Genomic DNA, 18,642 nt, shown 5'->3' with positions numbered 1-18,642 from the left:
AATTTAGAGATTGTAAATCACCTTAAAGGTAACGCTTGTTACACAAACATAAAATTATCTTTTGTTAATTGATAAAAAAAATGCCCCGAAAATTTCGAGGCATAAATTATATAATTTTAAACTAAAATTATTCAGCTTTTTTATCTGCTGCTTTTTTTGAAGCACAACATCCACCTGCTTTTTCATCAGTACCACAAGATTTCTTTTCAGCAGTTGAGCAAGATTTTTCAGTTTTAGCTTTCTCTTTTTTTGCTTTTTTCTTAGGCTCTTGAGCGTTAACATTCATTGACAACATAAAAGCTGCAACAGCTAGGATAGAAACTATTTTTTTCATTGTATTTATTTTTAAATTGTTATTCATTTTATGCTTAGCAACATGACAAATATATATAATTTTGTATTTAGTGCTATTAAATTTTTATTATTTTAAAATATTTATTGTTTTTTTATTACTTTTTCTGAGATATAAAACTTGTTATCAAATATAAAAGTAATAATCATTAAGTCCGTTTTCACCAAAGAAACGTCAAAATTCATTCCGCTTTTTCCTTTATGAATCTCTTCAATATCTCCTTCTTCAACAATTTTCCCATCTAAAGTAGAAATTATATAATTAACTGTCGTTTCATAAGGCAAATCAAATTCAACTCTTAAAGTATCTGAATAAGTAGGATTTGGAGATACAATTACCGAAAAAGGATTTTGACCATCAATAGTTTGTATGTTTAGTGAAGTGTTTTTTACCAATTTTACTTCATAAACTGTTGGATCAGCAGAAGTCAATCCTGTTTGATTATTTGTAAATGCAGTTGGTGAAGCACTTTGAATACCTCCAAATAAATATCCGATTACGAATTCATTAGCAGTTATATTTGACAATTGAATGACTTCATTTGAATAATGTGGTAAATTTTTATTCGGAATAAATTCGGCTCCAGCTCCTTTTAAATTGGGCATTTCCACAGGCAATTGGTATTCATACAAATCACCTGTTACTGTTCGAGTAGTTCTACTGATTGTTTTCACAAAAGGAACCGTATTATCTTGAATTAAATTTCCAGCTTGATAATAATACTGACTTATTCCACCAAAAAACAAATTGTGCATCTGGTTTAAAGTAGCTTCATATAAACAAGCTTTTCCACTATGGTAATTACTCAAATATTGATTGAATTGTGTTTGCGGAAAATATCCTGATGCTTTAATATCAACTGGATATAAAAAAGGCAAATCCACTGCAATTTGAAAAACTCCAGAAGAAATAGTGTATCCTAATTCTCCATTTGGAAAAACTTGTGGCAATAAGTTGTAATCTCTTCTGTGTAAATGAACAGCATCAGTTATAGAAGAATAATTACTAATTGACAACTGTGTTCCTGAATTATAAATCTCAAATTTTCTAATTGAATTTGAATAGGTTTGTGTAAAAGTGGGATTATTCATTGGATTATATCGACCATCAAAACGATGACCACCTACTAAATAAAATTCATTTCCAATTTTTCCTAATTGCCCTCCAGTTATAGCAAAATTTGGGTTAGAAATTTGTTTGAAATAACTTGAAATACTTGCATTAGTTGTAATGGCAGTTATCAAACCTGAAACATCAACTGCTGTCAATTTATCATGTGTTATATGATCATTAGCTGAAGTTGCAAATGAATATCCTCCAATTATATATAATGCATTTCCATCTTGATAGAAATTCATATTTGTAGATTGTAATTGCTCTTTTATGCTTGTTGGAAGTGAATTTACAGAAGCAGACCAAGTTTGTTGTGTAGCAATATCAACTACATAAATATCTGTATTATTTTGACTTCCCGGAAAAGCATTAAAAGGTTGACGAGCGTGAATTCCGTCTTTTCTTCCACCTATTATCAACCACTTTCCATTGTGTTGTCCATAAGCATAGGAATGTAAACCTGGCAAACCTGAAACAGTCACAGGAGTTAGAACCACATCATAAGGAAAATTATTTTGTCCATGAAATGATTGTGAAATAAGTACTAAAAGAAAAATGTATATTTTTTTCATTCTAAAATTTTAAATGATCTTAATTAGTTAATAAAACAATTTTAATTCCACACAAAAATATAATATTGATATTCAATAATTTGTAACCAATGTTACATCAAAAAACATAAAAAAATAATTTTCAAATATTTTAATTAGTATCTTTGCAATCCAAAATTATTTCATTCTTGAAAAAATTAGTTTTCATAATTATAACATTAATGCTAATCAAACCAGTGCTTCCGGTAGTTGATTACGTTATAAATTATGATTACATTTCCACAAAGCTTTGTGAAAACATTGATAAACCTCAATTAAAATGTAATGGTAAATGTCATTTAGCTAAAGAATTAGCCAAAGCATCAGAAAGTGAAAAACCATTAAATTCAGATAAAAAACAAACCTTTAAATTTGAAATTGAGGTACTTTTTTGCGAATCTATTTCAAATTATAATGCAACTACTATTTTAAATTTTGAAACCAATGAATCCAATTCATTTTATCAAAATTTATATTTTTCAGAAGTTACTACTTCTGTTTTTCATCCACCCACATTTTCATGTTAATTTAAATAGCAACACTGTTGTTTTATTTATAATTCAACAAGACTTTTATGTCTACTTATTTGAAAATATTTTTCAAGTAACAAATTCTATATCTATAAATTAATATTAAAATAAAATGAAATTTCAATTCAAAAATATCGCAATCGCAATGGTTGCAACTCTAGCTCTTGTATCATGTTCAAATGATGATGATTCAACAAATCAAGTGACTGGAAACGGAAATCTTAAAGTAGAGTTTGACCAAATTTATAATGATGCTGATTTTGCAGCAAATACTCCTTACACAAATTCAAATGGTGAAGTTGTCAAGGTTAACAACATAAAATATATTGTCAGCAATATTGTTTTAACTAAAGAAGATGGTTCAACTTATACTATTCCAAAAAACGAAAGTTATTATATAGTTGACGAATTTACTCCAGCTTCAACTTTAATCGAATTAACTAACATTCCTGCTGGAAATTATACTAAAATTTCTTACGGAATTGGTGTAGATCAAGAGCAATTTAATCTTGGTGCTACAGGACAAGGCAATTTTTTAACACAAGCTCAAGATGCTGGAATGATGTGGTCATGGAGTGCTGGTTATAAATTTTTAGCTTTAGAAGGTACATTTACTTCTTCGACAGTTACTACGGATACTCAATTCATGGTACATACAGGTCAAACTGGTACAGATTATAATTATACTACAATTACATTAGATTTACCAGAAAATGCTTTAGTTAGAACTACAATTACACCACAAATTCATATTATGGCCGATTTAAAACACATAATTGATGGTACAAATAAAATCGCTTTAAGTGATGGACCAATGGTAATGGGTGGCAATAAACTGGCTTTGGTTACTACTAACCTATCCAACATGTTTGAAGTTCATCATGTTCACAATGACTAAATAATCTCCAAAAAAGCTGCTATTCTTCAAGTTTAGCAGCTTTTCCAAATAAAAAAAAAGATGAAAAAATACTTTTTAGGTTTATTCATGTTGTGTTTATTATGGAGTTGTTCTGAAGATGAATCAGATGAATATCAAAATATTCCTATTTCTTTTGAAGTGCCAAGTAATTTTCCAGATTTAGCTTATAATCTTGAAAACAATCCCTTAACTGAAAAAGGCTTTGAATTGGGAAAAAAACTATTTTATGATGGACGATTAGCTTCAGACGGAATAGTCTCTTGTGGATTTTGTCATATTCAAGAAAATGCTTTTACACATCATGGACACACTTTTAGTCATGGAGTTGGAGAAGCAATTGGAACAAGAAACACTCCTCCTATTCAAAATTTAGCTTTTCAAACCGCTTATATGTGGGATGGAGCTACTACTCATTTAGATTTGCAAGCCATTATTCCTTTTACAAGTCCAATTGAAATGAATGGAAATTTTTCGGATGCAATAGCAATGATGGAAAGCGACCCATCTTATCAAAAACTATACAAACAAGCTTTTGCTGACGGAAAAATTAATTCTGAAAATATGTTGAAAGCTTTAGGTCAATTTATGGTTATGGTTACTTCTTCTAATTCAAAATTTGATAAATTCAGAAGAAATGAATCTGGAGGAACTTTTACACAAGATGAATCAGAAGGTTATGCTTTATTCAATCAGAAATGTGCTTCTTGTCATGCTACTGATTTATTTACAGACAACTCTTTTCGAAATAATGGCTTATCTATAAATCCATCAATTAATGATATTGGAAGATATAAAGTAACAGAACTTGATGAAGACAAATATAAATTTAAAGTTCCAAGTTTAAGAAATATCGAAAAAACAGCTCCCTATATGCATGATGGTCGATTTTTTACTCTTGAAGCGGTTTTAAATCATTATTCTTCAGGTGTTACAAATTCTCCAACTTTAGATCCAATTTTAAACAATTCAGGAACATTAGGAATTCCGCTTACAGCAACTGAAAAAGCAAAACTAATCGCTTTTCTAAAAACATTAACCGATAACCAATATCTAACTGATAGAAGGTTTGCAGAATATTAAAAAATGAAAAAATACATATTTATATTTTTTGTTGTCTTTCAAATTGGAAATGCTTCAGAAAATGACAGTTTATATTATCCGAATTATTTTAAAAATTTAAAGGTTCATTCTACGCTTTTTGAAGAAGATTGTGATGCTTGTGGTTGCTCTGCTAGTGGTGGAAGTATGGGTTTTGCTTCTATGCTAAATTCTAATTTTATAGGAATACGATACTTTAATCAATCGTATAAAAGCAATGATGGATTATATAGCAATTCACCTTGGTACGATGAAAATTTTAACACCATACAAATTTGGGCAAGATTTCCTGTTGTAAAAAACATACAAATTTCAGCTTTACTTCCTTACCATTTTCACAATAGAGAAAGTGCTACTGGTAAGCAAGAAATTTCGGGAATTGGTGATGCAACTATAATAGGAATGTACACATTGTTTCAAACTACAAAGGATAGTGCAAATGTATATCATACCTTACAATTAGGTGGTGGAATTAAAATGCCTCTAGGAAAATTTGATGAAGCTAATAATGGAAGTGTTAATCCAAGTTATCAAGTAGGTACAGGAAGTTGGGATTATCTTTTAGCAACTGAATATGTCATCAAAAGAAAAAAATTGGGCTTAAATACTATGCTGAATTATGTAATCAAAACAGAAAATGAAAAAAATTATCGTTTTGGAAATCAGTTTAATTATGCTAGTACTTTGTTCTACATGTTAGAAAATTCTAACTTTTCTTTTGTTCCACAAATTGGAATTGCAGGTGAAGTTTACGAAGACAACTACCAACTTGATCAAAAAGTAAGAGGTACAGCTGGTGATATTTTTATGGGAAAATTAGGCTTTGAAATAGGAAAAGATAAATTTTCCTTTGGAGCTAATGCAATGTTACCTATTAATCAAAATTTAACAGGTGGCAATGTAAAAGCCAATCATCGCTGGAGTATCAATCTGAATTATAGTTTATAAATTAAAAAAGGGATAACTGTAAAAATTATCCCTTTTTATATATAGTTCTAAAAAATATTATTTTATGGAATCGTTTGAAACAGGTTCTGATAATTGACCTTCTGTAACAGGCTGAACAATTTCATCTTTAGCTTTTTTAGCTCTGTTTTCACATCTATCACATAAATCTGTAATATTTTTAGCTTCGTAAGCTGCTGCTACTGTTCCTTCAAAAATTTCATTGGTTCTGTTGCTATTGATATAGCCACAATCGTTATACAAATGATAACTTTTCCCTGATTTTGTCCAAAATACATTATTGGAGCCTGTTAAATCTTCTACTTGTCTTGTTTCTTCTGTGTATTTTTCAACTGAAGCCATATTCGATTCAAAACCACCAATTCCTGCAATAACTAAAGCTAAACCTGCTATACTTCCTAAAATGGCTTTACTTTTTCCATCTACTTTTTTATTAGTTAAAATAAAAATAATTAAAGGTAGAAAAGCCACAAATGCCATCACTACACCCAGTTGGTTTTGCATGTAGTATAAAAACTTATTCTTTTCAGATGGTGGATCCAATCGGTTTGATTTTTTCCAAAGTACTGAACCAGCAAAAACCAAAATTAAATCTAAAACGATTAAACCAATTACCCAAACATTAACAGGAGATTCTCCAGTATTTACTGCTTTAAGAAACATTCTAATAGCAAAAACTTGTGCTACTATAGCTCCTAACCATAAAAGAACTGCAAACATTCTAAACTGGTTAGCTTTACTCTTGTTTTCAGCTGAAGGCACAAAAGTGTAATCTGAATTAGAAACCGTTTCGTTGTTTCCTCCTACTTTAGTGATTTTTTTATTTGTACTCATAATTGTATATGTTTTTTTCAAAAGTATTATTTTTTTTAAAACAATGTTTTTTTTGTTAAATTTTTTATTAACCTATTTTGACTAATAACTGTTAACAACTGAAAATCAAAATTATAGCATTATAATATAACTTTTAAACGAAGAAATAATACAGCTGGTCGAAAAAATTAAAACTGAAAATAGATAAAAGGTTGTGGTCCAGCTGAAGCTGTGGCATAAATTAACCAAAATAACAAGCCAAAAAGAACGGCTTTTAATGGTAATGGAGTTTTATTGAAAGCTATTCTTAATAAATCAATAACTTTATTTGGTAAAAAGTGCCAAACAAAACCTATGGCTAAAAGAATAAATACATTTTTATAGCCAAGAATAATCGTTTGCCATTTTTCAAGATTATAAGTTAGATTGCCTATATTTTCAACTATTTGAAAAGCTGTTGTAAAGTCTTTTGCTCTAAAAAACAACCAACAAAAAACTACAAAATGAAAGGTTAAAAGCACTTGGAAAAATCGGACAAAATAATTTTTAGGCAACTTGATGTATTGACCAAAGAAACGCTCAACAGCCAAAGCAGAACCATGCAAAACTCCCCAAAAAACAAATTTCCAACTAGCACCATGCCACAAACCACCAAGTAACATCGTTAAAAATAAATTGATATATGTTCTAAAATTTCCTTTCCTATTTCCTCCTAAAGAAATATATAAATAATCACGTAGCCAAGTAGATAACGAAATATGCCATCTTCTCCAAAATTCGGTTATAGAACCTGATTGATAAGGTGTTCTAAAGTTGGGTGGCAACCAAAAGCCCATCAACAAAGCTAAACCAATAGCAATATCTGAATATCCAGAAAAATCACAATAAATTTGAATTGCATAACCATAGGAAGCCATTAAATTTTCAAAGGCCGTATAACTATTTGGTGCATCAAAAACTCTATCGACAAAATTGATTGAAATGTAATCTGAAATAACCGCTTTCTTCAATAATCCTCCAATAATTAAAAATAAAGCATTGTTAAAATCAACTTTTGATAATTGAATTCTTTGATAAATCTGCGGAATAAAATCTTTGGCTCTAACAATTGGACCAGCAACTAACTGTGGAAAGAAAGAAACGAAAAACAAAAAGTCCATAAAACTTTTGGTAGGTTCTAATTCTTTTCGGTAGACATCTATAGTATAACTTAGTGTTTGAAAGGTATAAAATGAAATTCCTACAGGTAGAATAATATCATAAAAAGCAAAATTTCTATCTAAAATTGTATTGATGTTGTCAATGAAGAAATTGGTGTATTTGAAATAACCTAATAATCCTAAATTGACAAGAAGACTGACTACCAAATAAAATTTCCTGTATCCTTTACTCGTTTCTTCATGAATTAACTTGGCCAAAGTATAATCTAAAACCGAAGAAAATATCAATAACCCAAAGTAAATGCCACTACATTTATAATAAAAGAACAACGAAAACAAAACCACATAAGTGATTCTGAAGTAGTGTGTTTTTTTGGTAAGAATATAAATAAAATAAAAAACAATAAAGAATCCCAAAAACAATGCACTGTTAAACAACAGAGGTCTTTCTGGATTATAAGTAAACCAACTATTGATAGTTTCCATATCCAAAACTCCTATGTTTTGAATAATCCAATCGTTAATGTTTTGAATTGTTTTCAAGAATTATTTAGCTGATTTATAATATTCTAACGATTGCATCAATGCTTCAAAAAAATCGTCTGCTTGTTTTTTGTACCCTTTATAAGTATAATGTACTTTATCTGAAGTAATTAAACCATTTCTGTAGTTTGAATTTACATATTTGGCTCCACCTAAATCATTGTACATATCCCAAACAGCATAATTTTTTATTTCAGCTTGATCAATGATACTTTTGGCATACTGTTCTACCAAATGATTTTTATATCTTCTACCAAATTGTGAAGGTTGTGGTGTTGTTACTAAAATTTCAGCATCATAATTAAACAACCTAATATTGTCAATCAATTGATTTAAACGTTCTATAAACACATCGTTTTCCAACTTATCAAAGCTTTCATTGGTTCCGAAAGAAATTACTATCAAATTGGGTTCTAAAGCTGGTAATTGCTGAAAAAAAGCATCATATTTACTAAAATCAGAACATTTTGCACCATTTACTCCAATAGCACTATAAACAACTCCAGGTTTGTCGTTTTCTAATACAATTCCGTTTAAAGCGAATTCATTATATTCTGTATTTGGAATAATGAAAATTTTATCCATTGCTACTTGATTATAATAATCATGTGACATTGGAAAAGACATCTGACTTAAAGGTTGAAACTTTTTAGTATTAACTTCTTTGGTAATAATTTCATACTCAACTGAAGCAACATCATTGGTGTCTGGTTCTTCAATAGGAATTCTTTCTGTAACTATTGTTGGAATTTTTAACGTTTTTCCATAATTAATTTTATCTGATTTTAAGTTATTAGCCTTTTTGATTTGACTAACACTTATATCGTATTTATTGGCAATTATAGATAAAACTTCTCCTTTTTTGATTTTATGATTTATTGTTTTATTCGTTTTTTTGGTCGTGTAACCTGTGATTTTTTTTGGAACTTCTTTAGGAACTTCGGTTTGAATAATTTCATTTTTTACTTCAAAAGTGTTGGCAACAAAAAATGAATTTTGATTGTTTGGTGTAATAATTCGTATGGAATTAAATTTGTAATCATCTCTTACATTCAATTCTATAGAAAAATCTTTTTTATTGGTATAAAAAGCAATTCCACTTAAACCAACAGGTAAAGAATCAAGCGGTTTAACATTTCTATAATTCTCAAATGAAATATCTGAAGATAATTTGGCCAACAAAGAACCGTTTGTTTTTGCCATTTTATAAGGAAAAGCAAATCCTAAACCAGCATTTCCAAATTTATTTTGAAGATTTTGTCTCATATAATCAGTCAAAATATCAGCTTGAATATGAGAATCTCCTATATGAACAATGCGTAATTTTTTATTTTGTTTATTTGAAAGTGCATCCAACGCTTGAAGCGATTTACTAATGGCTTTATCGTTTAAAATTCTATTGGTATATTCTCCAAAAATTAAAGAATCTTGAGAAATATAAATAGAATCAACTTCTACATCCAATGAATCTGTTTCTTGTGAAAAACAAAATTGAGAAACTAACACCATAATAAAAACTAGGTATTTATTCATTTGTCGTATCAATTTTGGTGTAAACACTATCATTTTTTCGTTTTGGAACAATGTATCCTTTGTTTAAAGTTTTAAAAAGTACGTAACCGTCAAAAATTTCTTTGTAAATCAGTTTAGCAATTTCTTTAGAACCAGTATAATTAAAATGGGTATAATCTTTATTGGCTCTTGCAGGAATATCTTCAACCCAATGAACCATGGAACCATTTCCACCCATCAAAGTATATAAATTTACAAAACCAGCTTCCGATTTTACAGCGTATTTCTTTTGAGCCATAGCTAAAGGCACAACTGCTGAATCCGTTTTCATTTCTAAATCATATTTAGTCGATTTATCTGCAGTTGACACAATTAAAACGGCAACTCCTGGAAAACATTGTTTGATGTGCTCTACAACTTTGGTCATTCTTTTTTCATACCAAGAATAATCGTAAGAACCATAATTCAACACGTTTGTTCCATAATGCAAAACAACTAAATCATAATCTAATTTGTTGTTAAAAGCTTGCATCATTCCAACATTAAAAATCGAAATAGGCAATCCAGAGTTTCCTCTATTAGAAAAGTTATCTACATGAACTCCTTTTCCATCATCAAAATTGAAGCCATAAATAGGCACATTTTCTGCATTAATGAAATTTACTTTTACACTTTTTAAATGATCCGCTAATTTCAATGTGTTCAGTTGATTATCTCCATTTAGTTTTTTGTAAATTGTATCTTTTCCAACAACATAAGAAATCATAGCTTCTTTGTTTGTAGAATTTCCATAATACAATGTAGGATTATCTAATTGTGTTAAATACTTGTAATTACTAGCTTTATATTTTACCCAAGTTGGATTCAACGTATCATTTGCAAAGAAAACATGACCATTTACTCCAAAAGAGCGAATTGGTTTTTTGACTTTTAAATAGGATTGAGTTTTCCAGTTGTTTGAAAATTCGTGTTTTAGAGTGGCTCTTGAATTGGCAGATTCTGAAGTAATATTCACAAAACCAACACCTTGACCACCAAATTGATCTTGAAAAAGTCTACGAATATCTTGCACAATCATATCACCATCATTCATGGAATCCCCAAAATAAGCAATACGAACATTTCCTGATTTTGTAGCTTCAAGTTGTTGTAATTTTTCGTAAAAAGGAATGATATGTTGGTAGCCTTTGTAATTTTCAAAATTCTCTGAGGTATATTTTACACCCGATTTTGGATTGGGTTTATAAGTAATAACTTTTTTGATTAATGTATCTTTTTCATCAACTAATTCATCATTTTCAACATTGGCATCTTCTTCAATAGCATCTAAAAGCAAACTATCAATTACTACATTTTTTGATTCTAATTTAGTTTGTTCCAGTAACTTTTTGGGCAAAACCGTTTTAAAAGCAATAAAAGCTCCAGCCGAAATTATCAGCAAAAGAAAAGCTTGAAAAAAATAATTTTTATTAGTTTCCACTTGTAGAAGATGAATTACATTCGTTCAGGAACTTGAATTCCTAATAATTTAAAAGCTGACTTTATAGTATTTCCAACTGTTTTAGACAATTGAACTCTGAATATTTTTTTATCCAAATCGGTTTCTCCTAAAATAGATACTTGTTGGTAAAACGAATTGAATTCTTTAACCAATTCATACGTATAATTAGCAATCAAAGCTGGACTATAATTAGCAGCAGCATTTTGAATTACATCAGGATATAACTGAACTTGTTTGATTAATTCTTTTTCTTTTTCATGCAAATCAATCGTTACATTTTTTGAATAATCAAAATCAGCTTTTCTTAAAATCGATTGAATACGAGCATAAGTATATTGAATAAATGGTCCTGTATTTCCAGCAAAATCAACCGATTCTTCTGGATTGAACAACATTTGTTTCTTAGGGTCAACTTTTAACATATAATATTTCAAAGCACCCATTCCAATAGTTTCGTATAAACTAGCTTTTTCTTCTTCCGAATAACCGTCTAATTTTCCTAAATCTTCAGAAATTTTTTGAGCTGTTGAAGTCATTTCTGCCATTAAATCGTCTGCATCAACCACTGTTCCTTCACGAGATTTCATTTTTCCAGAAGGCAATTCTACCATTCCATAAGATAAATGATATAGATTTTCTGCCCATTCAAAACCTAATTTCTTTAAGATTAAGAACAATACTTTAAAGTGATAATCTTGCTCGTTTCCAACCGTATAAACCATTCCTCCAACATCTGGATTGTCTTTCACACGTTGAATAGCAGTTCCAATATCTTGCGTCATATAAACCGCTGTTCCATCAGAACGAAGTACGATTTTTCTATCTAAACCATCTTCTGTTAAATCAATCCAAACTGAACCATCTGGATCTTTTTCGAAAATGCCTTTTTCTAAGCCAAATTGAACTACTTCTTTTCCTAAAAGATAGGTATTGCTTTCATAATAATAACTATCAAAATTAACACCAAGATTTTTGTAGGTTTCTTCAAAACCATCATACACCCATTGGTTCATTTTTTTCCAAAGGGCTACAACTTCCTCATCTCCAGCTTCCCATTTTTGTAGCATTTGTTGTGCTTCAACTATTGATGGTGCCAATTTTTTAGCTTCCTCTTCAGTTTTTCCTTTTGCTATTAATTCAGCAATTTCTTTCTTATAATTTTTGTCAAATTCAACATAGAAATTCCCAACTAATTTGTCTCCTTTTAAACCTGTCGAAGCTGGAGTTTTTCCTTCACCATATTTTTGCCAAGCCAACATGGACTTACAAATGTGAATTCCTCTATCGTTTATGATTTGGGTTTTGTATGCTTTTTTTCCTGAAGCTTTGATGATTTCTGAAACAGAATAACCTAATAAAATATTACGAATATGACCTAAATGTAAAGGTTTATTGGTATTTGGTGAAGAATATTCCACCATAATCGCTTTTGCATTTTCATCTGGTTTTACAAATCCAAAATCTTCTTTATTTTTGATAGAATTGAAGAAATTTATATAAAAATCATCTGAAATTACTAAATTTAAAAAACCACCAACGACATTAAAACGACTTATGAAGTCATTTTTATCAACTAAAAATGTTCCAATTTTAGTTCCAATTTCAACTGGATTTCCTTTTAAAATCTTTACTAAAGGAAAAACAACCATCGTTACATCACCTTCAAATTCCTTCCTAGTCGCTTGAAATTCAATTGTTTCAATATCCAAATTGAAAAGTTGATGAATAGCGTCTTGAATCTGGCCTGTAAGAATTTGATGTAAAGTCATTTAATGTATTTTTTAAAGGTGCAAATGTAGTAAATTTAGGTCATAGATTTTGAAATTTTTTAGCATAAAAAAATGCAATTCATCTGAATTGCATTTTTAATGGTTTTATGAAGTATTACTCTATTTTATAAAAATGATTATTTGCAGGATTTAGTATATTCAAACTACTTAATTTTTCCTTGGGATGATTCAAAACTATAATATTTCGAATTGACTTTTCTTTTTTATTATTTGCATTCTCGACCAAATAAAAGGTTGTTCTTCCGTTTTCAAAATATATGTTTTCTATCTTTAAATCTAACTCTGAATTGTTAATTTTCAGTAGCTTTTCAAAACCTTTAATGAATTCAAAAATTCGATTATTACTTTTTAAATCATATCCAATAAGGTTATTGTAAAAATCTTTCTTTAAGCCTGAGTACCAGATTTCAGGAACAAACTCAATTTCATTTTTTTCTTTATCAAATGTAAAAACACAATCTATCTCTTCAAAATTAAAACATACCATAGTATACATTTTCACTAAATATGTATTAATTTTTTTATCAACATAAATTTCTAATTCTATTTCAGTAATTGAACTTTCGTCTTTATAATATACCCAGTCTTCTTCATTTATTGTATCTTTATTGGGGAATTTCTCAATTAATATCTTTTCAAATTCATCAATAGTTTGTGAATTTGAATTAAATGTTATTATAAAAAAAAGCAACAACTGCACTACTCTCATAAAGTCTATTTTCTATTCTCTATATTCTATTTTCTCACAAAACTTACCAACGAATAATAACACTTCCCCAAGTAAATCCACTTCCAAAAGCTGCTAGAACAACCAAATCTCCTTCTTTAATTTTTCCTTGTTCCCAAGCTTCTGTTAAGGCAATTGGAATGGATGCAGCTGTTGTGTTTCCATACTTCTGAATGTTATTGTAAACTTGGTCATCTGTTAATTTGAATTTGCTTTGAATGAATTGTGATATTCTCAAATTAGCTTGATGAGGAATCAACATATTAATATCTGAAACTTGTAAATTATTAACTTGTAATCCTTCGTTTATCACCTCACTAAAACGAACTACAGCATTTTTAAATACAAATTGTCCGTTCATGTATGGATAATAACTTTCATCATTTGGATCGTTATCAGCAATCACATCTGTAATCCAACGTTTTCCCATTCCTGGTGCAATTAAAGATAGTTCTTCAGCATGTTGTCCTTCTGAATGCAAATGTGTAGATAAAATTCCTTTAGATAAATCTTCCTCTCTAGACAAAACAGCTGCTCCTGCTCCATCACCAAAAATTACTGAAACTCCTCTTCCGCGAGTTGTCATGTCTAAACCTGTAGAATGCACTTCAGAACCAATTACCAAAATATTCTTATACATTCCGGTTTTTATGTACTGATCAGCTATTGAAATGGCATAAACAAATCCGGAACATTGGTTACGCACATCTAATGCTCCAACAGTTTTTAAACCTAAATCTCTTTGAACCAAAACTCCTGGTCCAGGAAAATAATAATCTGGACTTAAGGTGGCAAAGATTACAAAATCTATATCTTCTTTGGCTACTTTTGCTCTTTCAATGGCAATTTCAGCTGCTTTTACACCCATTGAAGTTGTAGTATCTTCTCCACGAATAATGTGTCTTCGCTCTTTTATCCCTGTTCGTTCTTGAATCCATTCGTCATTGGTTTCCATTAACTTTGACAAATCTTCATTAGTTACTACATTGTCTGGCACATAATAGCCTAAACCTGTTATTTTTGAATGGTACATATTTTTACAAGATTGTTATATTATAATTACAAATTTACCAAATAATCAATTTAATAGTTGATTTTATATCCATAACTTTTAAATTAATAAAATTGAACTTCATTTTTTATGATTTGTTTTTGACTTTCATATAAAAAATCAACGTATTTTAGAGCCTTCAAAAAACAAAAACTATCTACTTATGAAATTTAAACTTTTAAACTACCTTTTACTTTTTGTAGGGTTCTTTAGTTTCGCACAAGAAAACATTTCTTATCAAATGCCTCCAAAAGAGATTTTAGCTTTAGCAGATTACGAAAGAGCTCCTTCCATTTCAATGGATAAAGACCGAAATTATATTTTATTCAGCTACAGAAACACCTACAAAAATCTTGAAGATTTAAATCAAGATGAAATGAAATTGGGAGGTTTACGAATAAATCCTGTGACTAATATTTCAAGTACAGTTACATATATCAACAATTTAAAAATCAGAAAATTTTCAGACAAAAACTTAACACAAGTTTCAGGTTTACCAAAAAATGCTAGAATTACTAATATTTCGTGGTCACCAAATTACAAGAAAATTTCATTTACAAATACTACTCAAAAAGGAGTTGAATTATGGGTAATTGATGTTGTTTCAGCTACAGCTAAACAATTAACAGAAGCGATAATTAATGCAAATATTGGAAATCCAGCTAGTTGGTTTAGAGATAGTGAAAATATATTAATCAGAACTTTACCTGCAAATAAACCTGCTTTAATTGATACTTTAAAAGATATTCCAACTGGACCAACCGTTTCTACTAGTGACGGTTCAAAATCACAAAACAGAACCTATCAAGATTTATTAAAAAACAAAACGGATGAAGCTAATTTTGAAAGTTTAATAACATCTGAATTGTATAAAGTTTCACTAAACGGTTCAAAAACATTATTTAAAGAAGCAGCTATGTATGCTGGTGAAAGCTTTTCTCCAGATGGAAATTATTTAATGATTAATACAGTGGAAAAACCATTTTCATATATAGTAACGGTAAGTCGCTTTCCTATAACTTCAACTGTTTATGATGAAAACGGAAAACTAATAAAAGTAGTAAACGAAGTTCCATTAGACGAAATCAGACCAAAAGGTTTTATGGCAACTCGAAAAGGAAAAAGAAGCATGGGTTGGAGAAATGATTTACCGGCAACTTTGTCTTATGTAGAAGCTTTAGACGGGGGGAATCCTGCTAACGAAGTGGATTTTAGAGATGAAGTTTTTTCTTGGGATGCACCTTTTACTTCTGATGCCAAATCAATTTTAAAAACAAAACAACGTTACGCTGGAATTACTTGGGGAACAAAAAATATTGCAATAGCTTATGACAGTTGGTATGATACAAGAAATACCAAAACGTATCTTTTTGACCCATCAAATAGTGGAATTGCTCCAAAAATTATTTCGGATAGAAACTCGCAAGATGTTTATTCAGACCCTGGGAATTTTGAGACCCACAAAAATGAATTTGGACAAAATGTTTTATTAGTTGAAAACAACAATTTATATTTAGTTGGAGACGGTTACACTAAAGAAGGTCAATTTCCATTTATTGATGAATTTAGCTTAAAAACATTAACTCCAAAAAGACTTTATCAATCTTCTTACAAAGACAAAAAAGAAGATTTATTGGCTATTGAAGACATCAAAAAAGGTGATGTAATTATCATGCTTCAATCTAAAAATGAGTATCCAAATTATTATATGCGAAATTTGAAAAGCAAAAAAGTAACACCAATTACCCAATTTGCTAATCCATTTGAAAGTATTAAAAATGTATACAAAGAAGTTATCAATTACAAAAGAAAAGATGGAGTAAATTTATCAGGAACTTTATATTTACCAGCTGGTTACGATATGAAGAAAAAAGAAAAATTACCTTTATTAATTTGGGCTTATCCTCAAGAATATAAAGACAAAAATAGTGCTGGACAAAGTACACAAAATCCAAATGAATTTACGTTTCCTTATTATGGCTCTTTTGTGTATTGGGTAACTAGAGGTTATGCTGTTTTAGATGATGCTTCTTTTCCGATTGTAGGTGAAGGAGAAACAGAACCAAATGATACTTTTATTCAACAATTAGTTGATAATGCTGAAGCTGCAATTGATGCTGTAGATAAATTAGGTTATATTAATAAGAAAAAAGTTGCTGTTGGTGGACACAGTTATGGTGCATTTATGACGGCAAACTTATTGACTCATTCCAATTTATTTGCTTGTGGAATTGCCAGAAGCGGTGCATATAACAGAACGTTAACTCCTTTTGGTTTCCAAAGTGAACAACGTAACTATTGGGACGTTCCTAATGTTTATAATACCATGTCACCTTTTATGAATGCCGAAAAAATGAAAACTCCATTGTTATTAGTGCATGGTGAAGCTGATAATAATCCTGGCACTTTTACTTTGCAAACTGAACGTTACTTTCAAGCTTTAAAAGGTTTGGGTGCTCCTGTTAGAATGGTGCTTTTACCAAAAGAAAGTCATGGTTATGTAGCTCAAGAAAACATCTTTCATTTGTTATGGGAACAAGATCAATTTTTAGAAAAGTATTTAAAAAATTAAATTTTACTATGCTTCAAGACAAATCCGATATGACTTTCATGTCGGATTTTTTTGTCTAAAAATTAAAAAAGAAAATGTATTTTTACAATTAAGAAAAAGAAATTGAATGAAAATAATAGATAAGTTTAAGCTTGACAGAGAGAAAGAAAATTTTAGAGACGTAATTGAATCTATTTACAATGGTGTTGAGTTTAAAGGAACCAATCTTTGGGTTTTGGTTTTTGCCATTTTTATTGCATCACTTGGTTTGAATGTAAATTCTCCAGCAGTTGTAATTGGAGCCATGTTAATTTCACCATTAATGGGACCAATCATGGGATTAGGTTTAGGAATGGCAATTAATGATTTGACTTTATTAAAAAAAGCAGGTTATAATTATCTTTTTGCTGCTGGTGTTGGTTTATTAACTTCTACCATATATTTTGCTATTTCTCCCATAAATGATGCTCACTCTGAAATTTTAGCTCGAACATCTCCGAATATTTATGATGTATTAATTGCTTTTTTTGGTGGTTTAGCCGGAATTATAGCTACATCAAGTAAGTTAAAAGGAAATGTAATTCCAGGTGTAGCTATTGCAACCGCTTTGATGCCTCCTTTGTGTACAGCTGGTTATGGATTGGCTACTTGGCAATTGGATTATTTTTTGGGAGCTTTTTATTTATTTTTAATTAATACTGTGTTTATTGCATTAGCTACTTTAATTACAGCTCGTTTATTAAAATTCCCTTTTAAAGTACATCCTGATGAGAAAGAAAAAACTAGAGTAAATAGAATTGTGTATGCTATTGCAATTGTTACTTTATTACCAAGTATTTATTTTGGATATGATATTGTTCAGAAAAATAGATTTCAAAAAGAAGCGAATCAATTTGTTGAAAATGAAGCTGTTTTTCCAAATAACTTTCTTTTGAAAAAAAATATTGATGCTAATTCAAAAGAAATCACATTAACATATGGTGGTTTATTAATCAAAGACACTGCTATCTCTTTATTAAAATCAAAACTAAAAAATTATGATTTAGCGAATTGTAATCTAAAAATCCAACAAGGTTTTTCGTATTTGAATGAAACTGCAAAAAACAATGACAAAGATAATTTGCTGTCAAATGCACTTAGCGAAAAAGCCAAACAAATTGAATTATTAAGCTATAAATTAGATAGTATTTACAAACAGAATGACCTGAGCAAACAAATTTACAAAGAAATTAAAGCTCAATATCCATCGGTTGAAAACATGATTCTACAACCTTCAACTTTAATTAATGATTCTATTCAAAAAAATGTTTGGATTTCAAATATCAAATTAAAACAAAAATTGAATGCTGAAGAAAAAACAAAAGTCACAAATTGGCTTAAAGTTAGAATTGGTGCTGAACAAATACTTGTTAATTTTGAAAACTAA

15 protein-coding genes are annotated in these 18,642 nt (G+C 29.5%); 6 read left to right on the top strand and 9 right to left on the bottom strand.

The window, feature by feature from the left end; translation table 11 throughout:
* Positions 1-127: 127 nt before the first annotated feature.
* Positions 128-334, bottom strand: coding sequence for a hypothetical protein (locus tag ACFO3U_RS06295; RefSeq protein ID WP_379739351.1), 207 nt, complete (start codon positions 332-334; stop codon positions 128-130).
* 101 nt (positions 335-435) lie between these two features.
* Positions 436-2,037 (bottom strand): hypothetical protein, encoded by a 1,602-nt coding sequence (locus ACFO3U_RS06290; RefSeq protein ID WP_379739348.1) that lies wholly within the window; start codon positions 2,035-2,037, stop codon positions 436-438.
* Between the two features lie 167 nt (positions 2,038-2,204).
* Here ACFO3U_RS06290 and ACFO3U_RS06285 point away from each other — a divergent pair, with 167 nt between their 5' ends.
* The 4 genes from ACFO3U_RS06285 (at position 2,205) to ACFO3U_RS06270 (ending at position 5,550) form a co-directional block, all read left to right on the top strand.
* Positions 2,205-2,582, top strand: coding sequence for a hypothetical protein (locus ACFO3U_RS06285; RefSeq protein ID WP_379739345.1), 378 nt, complete (start codon positions 2,205-2,207; stop codon positions 2,580-2,582).
* Between the two features lie 115 nt (positions 2,583-2,697).
* Complete coding sequence (locus ACFO3U_RS06280) at positions 2,698-3,483, top strand: MbnP family protein (RefSeq protein ID WP_379739342.1); 786 nt, start codon at positions 2,698-2,700, stop codon at positions 3,481-3,483.
* 60 nt (positions 3,484-3,543) lie between these two features.
* Complete coding sequence (locus ACFO3U_RS06275) at positions 3,544-4,584, top strand: cytochrome-c peroxidase (RefSeq protein WP_379739339.1); 1,041 nt, start codon at positions 3,544-3,546, stop codon at positions 4,582-4,584.
* 3 nt (positions 4,585-4,587) lie between these two features.
* Positions 4,588-5,550, top strand: a complete 963-nt coding sequence (locus ACFO3U_RS06270) for a transporter (protein ID WP_379739335.1) — start codon at positions 4,588-4,590, stop codon at positions 5,548-5,550.
* 57 nt (positions 5,551-5,607) lie between these two features.
* Here the strand turns inward: ACFO3U_RS06270 and ACFO3U_RS06265 are convergent, their stop codons facing one another.
* From ACFO3U_RS06265 to ACFO3U_RS06235, 7 genes are all read right to left on the bottom strand, one after another.
* On the bottom strand, positions 5,608-6,402 hold the full coding sequence (locus ACFO3U_RS06265) for a hypothetical protein (protein ID WP_379739332.1): 795 nt from the start codon (positions 6,400-6,402) through the stop codon (positions 5,608-5,610).
* 167 nt (positions 6,403-6,569) lie between these two features.
* The gene (locus tag ACFO3U_RS06260; protein ID WP_379739902.1) at positions 6,570-8,027 is read right to left on the bottom strand and encodes an MBOAT family O-acyltransferase; all 1,458 of its coding nucleotides are present in this window, start codon (positions 8,025-8,027) and stop codon (positions 6,570-6,572) included.
* Between the two features lie 60 nt (positions 8,028-8,087).
* A complete protein-coding gene (locus ACFO3U_RS06255) occupies positions 8,088-9,617 on the bottom strand; it encodes a LysM peptidoglycan-binding domain-containing protein (protein WP_379739329.1) in 1,530 nt (509 codons plus the stop codon).
* The gene (locus tag ACFO3U_RS06250; protein WP_379739327.1) at positions 9,610-11,076 is read right to left on the bottom strand and encodes an SGNH/GDSL hydrolase family protein; all 1,467 of its coding nucleotides are present in this window, start codon (positions 11,074-11,076) and stop codon (positions 9,610-9,612) included. The genes ACFO3U_RS06255 and ACFO3U_RS06250 overlap by 8 nt, the downstream gene beginning before the upstream one ends.
* A 14-nt stretch (positions 11,077-11,090) precedes the next feature.
* A complete protein-coding gene (argS, locus tag ACFO3U_RS06245; RefSeq protein WP_379739324.1) occupies positions 11,091-12,866 on the bottom strand; it encodes an arginine--tRNA ligase in 1,776 nt (591 codons plus the stop codon).
* Between the two features lie 115 nt (positions 12,867-12,981).
* Entirely contained in the window at positions 12,982-13,596 is a 615-nt protein-coding gene (locus ACFO3U_RS06240) for a hypothetical protein (protein ID WP_379739321.1), read from the bottom strand.
* Positions 13,597-13,639: 43 nt separating this feature from the next.
* Positions 13,640-14,647: a 3-oxoacyl-ACP synthase III family protein gene (locus ACFO3U_RS06235; RefSeq protein WP_379739319.1), complete on the bottom strand. Its 1,008-nt coding sequence runs from the start codon at positions 14,645-14,647 to the stop codon at positions 13,640-13,642.
* 181 nt (positions 14,648-14,828) lie between these two features.
* Between ACFO3U_RS06235 and ACFO3U_RS06230 the strand changes: the two genes are divergently transcribed.
* Both ACFO3U_RS06230 and ACFO3U_RS06225 read left to right on the top strand, forming a co-directional pair.
* Entirely contained in the window at positions 14,829-17,237 is a 2,409-nt protein-coding gene (locus ACFO3U_RS06230) for an alpha/beta hydrolase family protein (RefSeq protein WP_379739315.1), read from the top strand.
* Between the two features lie 106 nt (positions 17,238-17,343).
* Positions 17,344-18,642 (top strand): TIGR00341 family protein, encoded by a 1,299-nt coding sequence (locus ACFO3U_RS06225; protein ID WP_379739312.1) that lies wholly within the window; start codon positions 17,344-17,346, stop codon positions 18,640-18,642.

Source organism: Flavobacterium ponti, assembly GCF_042652765.1.
Lineage (GTDB): Bacteria > Bacteroidota > Bacteroidia > Flavobacteriales > Flavobacteriaceae > Flavobacterium > Flavobacterium ponti.
Note: the sequence above shows the minus strand (reverse complement) of the source record. Positions and strands in the feature narration are given on the sequence as shown.

Coding starts and splice junctions, on each gene's coding strand:
- ACFO3U_RS06225 (WP_379739312.1), top strand. CDS start 17,344: ATGAAAATAATAGATAAGTTTAAGCTTGACAGAGAGAAAGAAAATTTT.
- ACFO3U_RS06260 (WP_379739902.1), bottom strand. CDS start 8,027: ATGGAAACTATCAATAGTTGGTTTACTTATAATCCAGAAAGACCTCTG.
- ACFO3U_RS06255 (WP_379739329.1), bottom strand. CDS start 9,617: ATGAATAAATACCTAGTTTTTATTATGGTGTTAGTTTCTCAATTTTGT.
- ACFO3U_RS06275 (WP_379739339.1), top strand. CDS start 3,544: ATGAAAAAATACTTTTTAGGTTTATTCATGTTGTGTTTATTATGGAGT.
- ACFO3U_RS06295 (WP_379739351.1), bottom strand. CDS start 334: ATGAAAAAAATAGTTTCTATCCTAGCTGTTGCAGCTTTTATGTTGTCA.
- ACFO3U_RS06230 (WP_379739315.1), top strand. CDS start 14,829: ATGAAATTTAAACTTTTAAACTACCTTTTACTTTTTGTAGGGTTCTTT.
- ACFO3U_RS06235 (WP_379739319.1), bottom strand. CDS start 14,647: ATGTACCATTCAAAAATAACAGGTTTAGGCTATTATGTGCCAGACAAT.
- ACFO3U_RS06290 (WP_379739348.1), bottom strand. CDS start 2,037: ATGAAAAAAATATACATTTTTCTTTTAGTACTTATTTCACAATCATTT.
- ACFO3U_RS06280 (WP_379739342.1), top strand. CDS start 2,698: ATGAAATTTCAATTCAAAAATATCGCAATCGCAATGGTTGCAACTCTA.
- argS (WP_379739324.1), bottom strand. CDS start 12,866: ATGACTTTACATCAAATTCTTACAGGCCAGATTCAAGACGCTATTCAT.
- ACFO3U_RS06240 (WP_379739321.1), bottom strand. CDS start 13,596: ATGAGAGTAGTGCAGTTGTTGCTTTTTTTTATAATAACATTTAATTCA.
- ACFO3U_RS06265 (WP_379739332.1), bottom strand. CDS start 6,402: ATGAGTACAAATAAAAAAATCACTAAAGTAGGAGGAAACAACGAAACG.
- ACFO3U_RS06270 (WP_379739335.1), top strand. CDS start 4,588: ATGAAAAAATACATATTTATATTTTTTGTTGTCTTTCAAATTGGAAAT.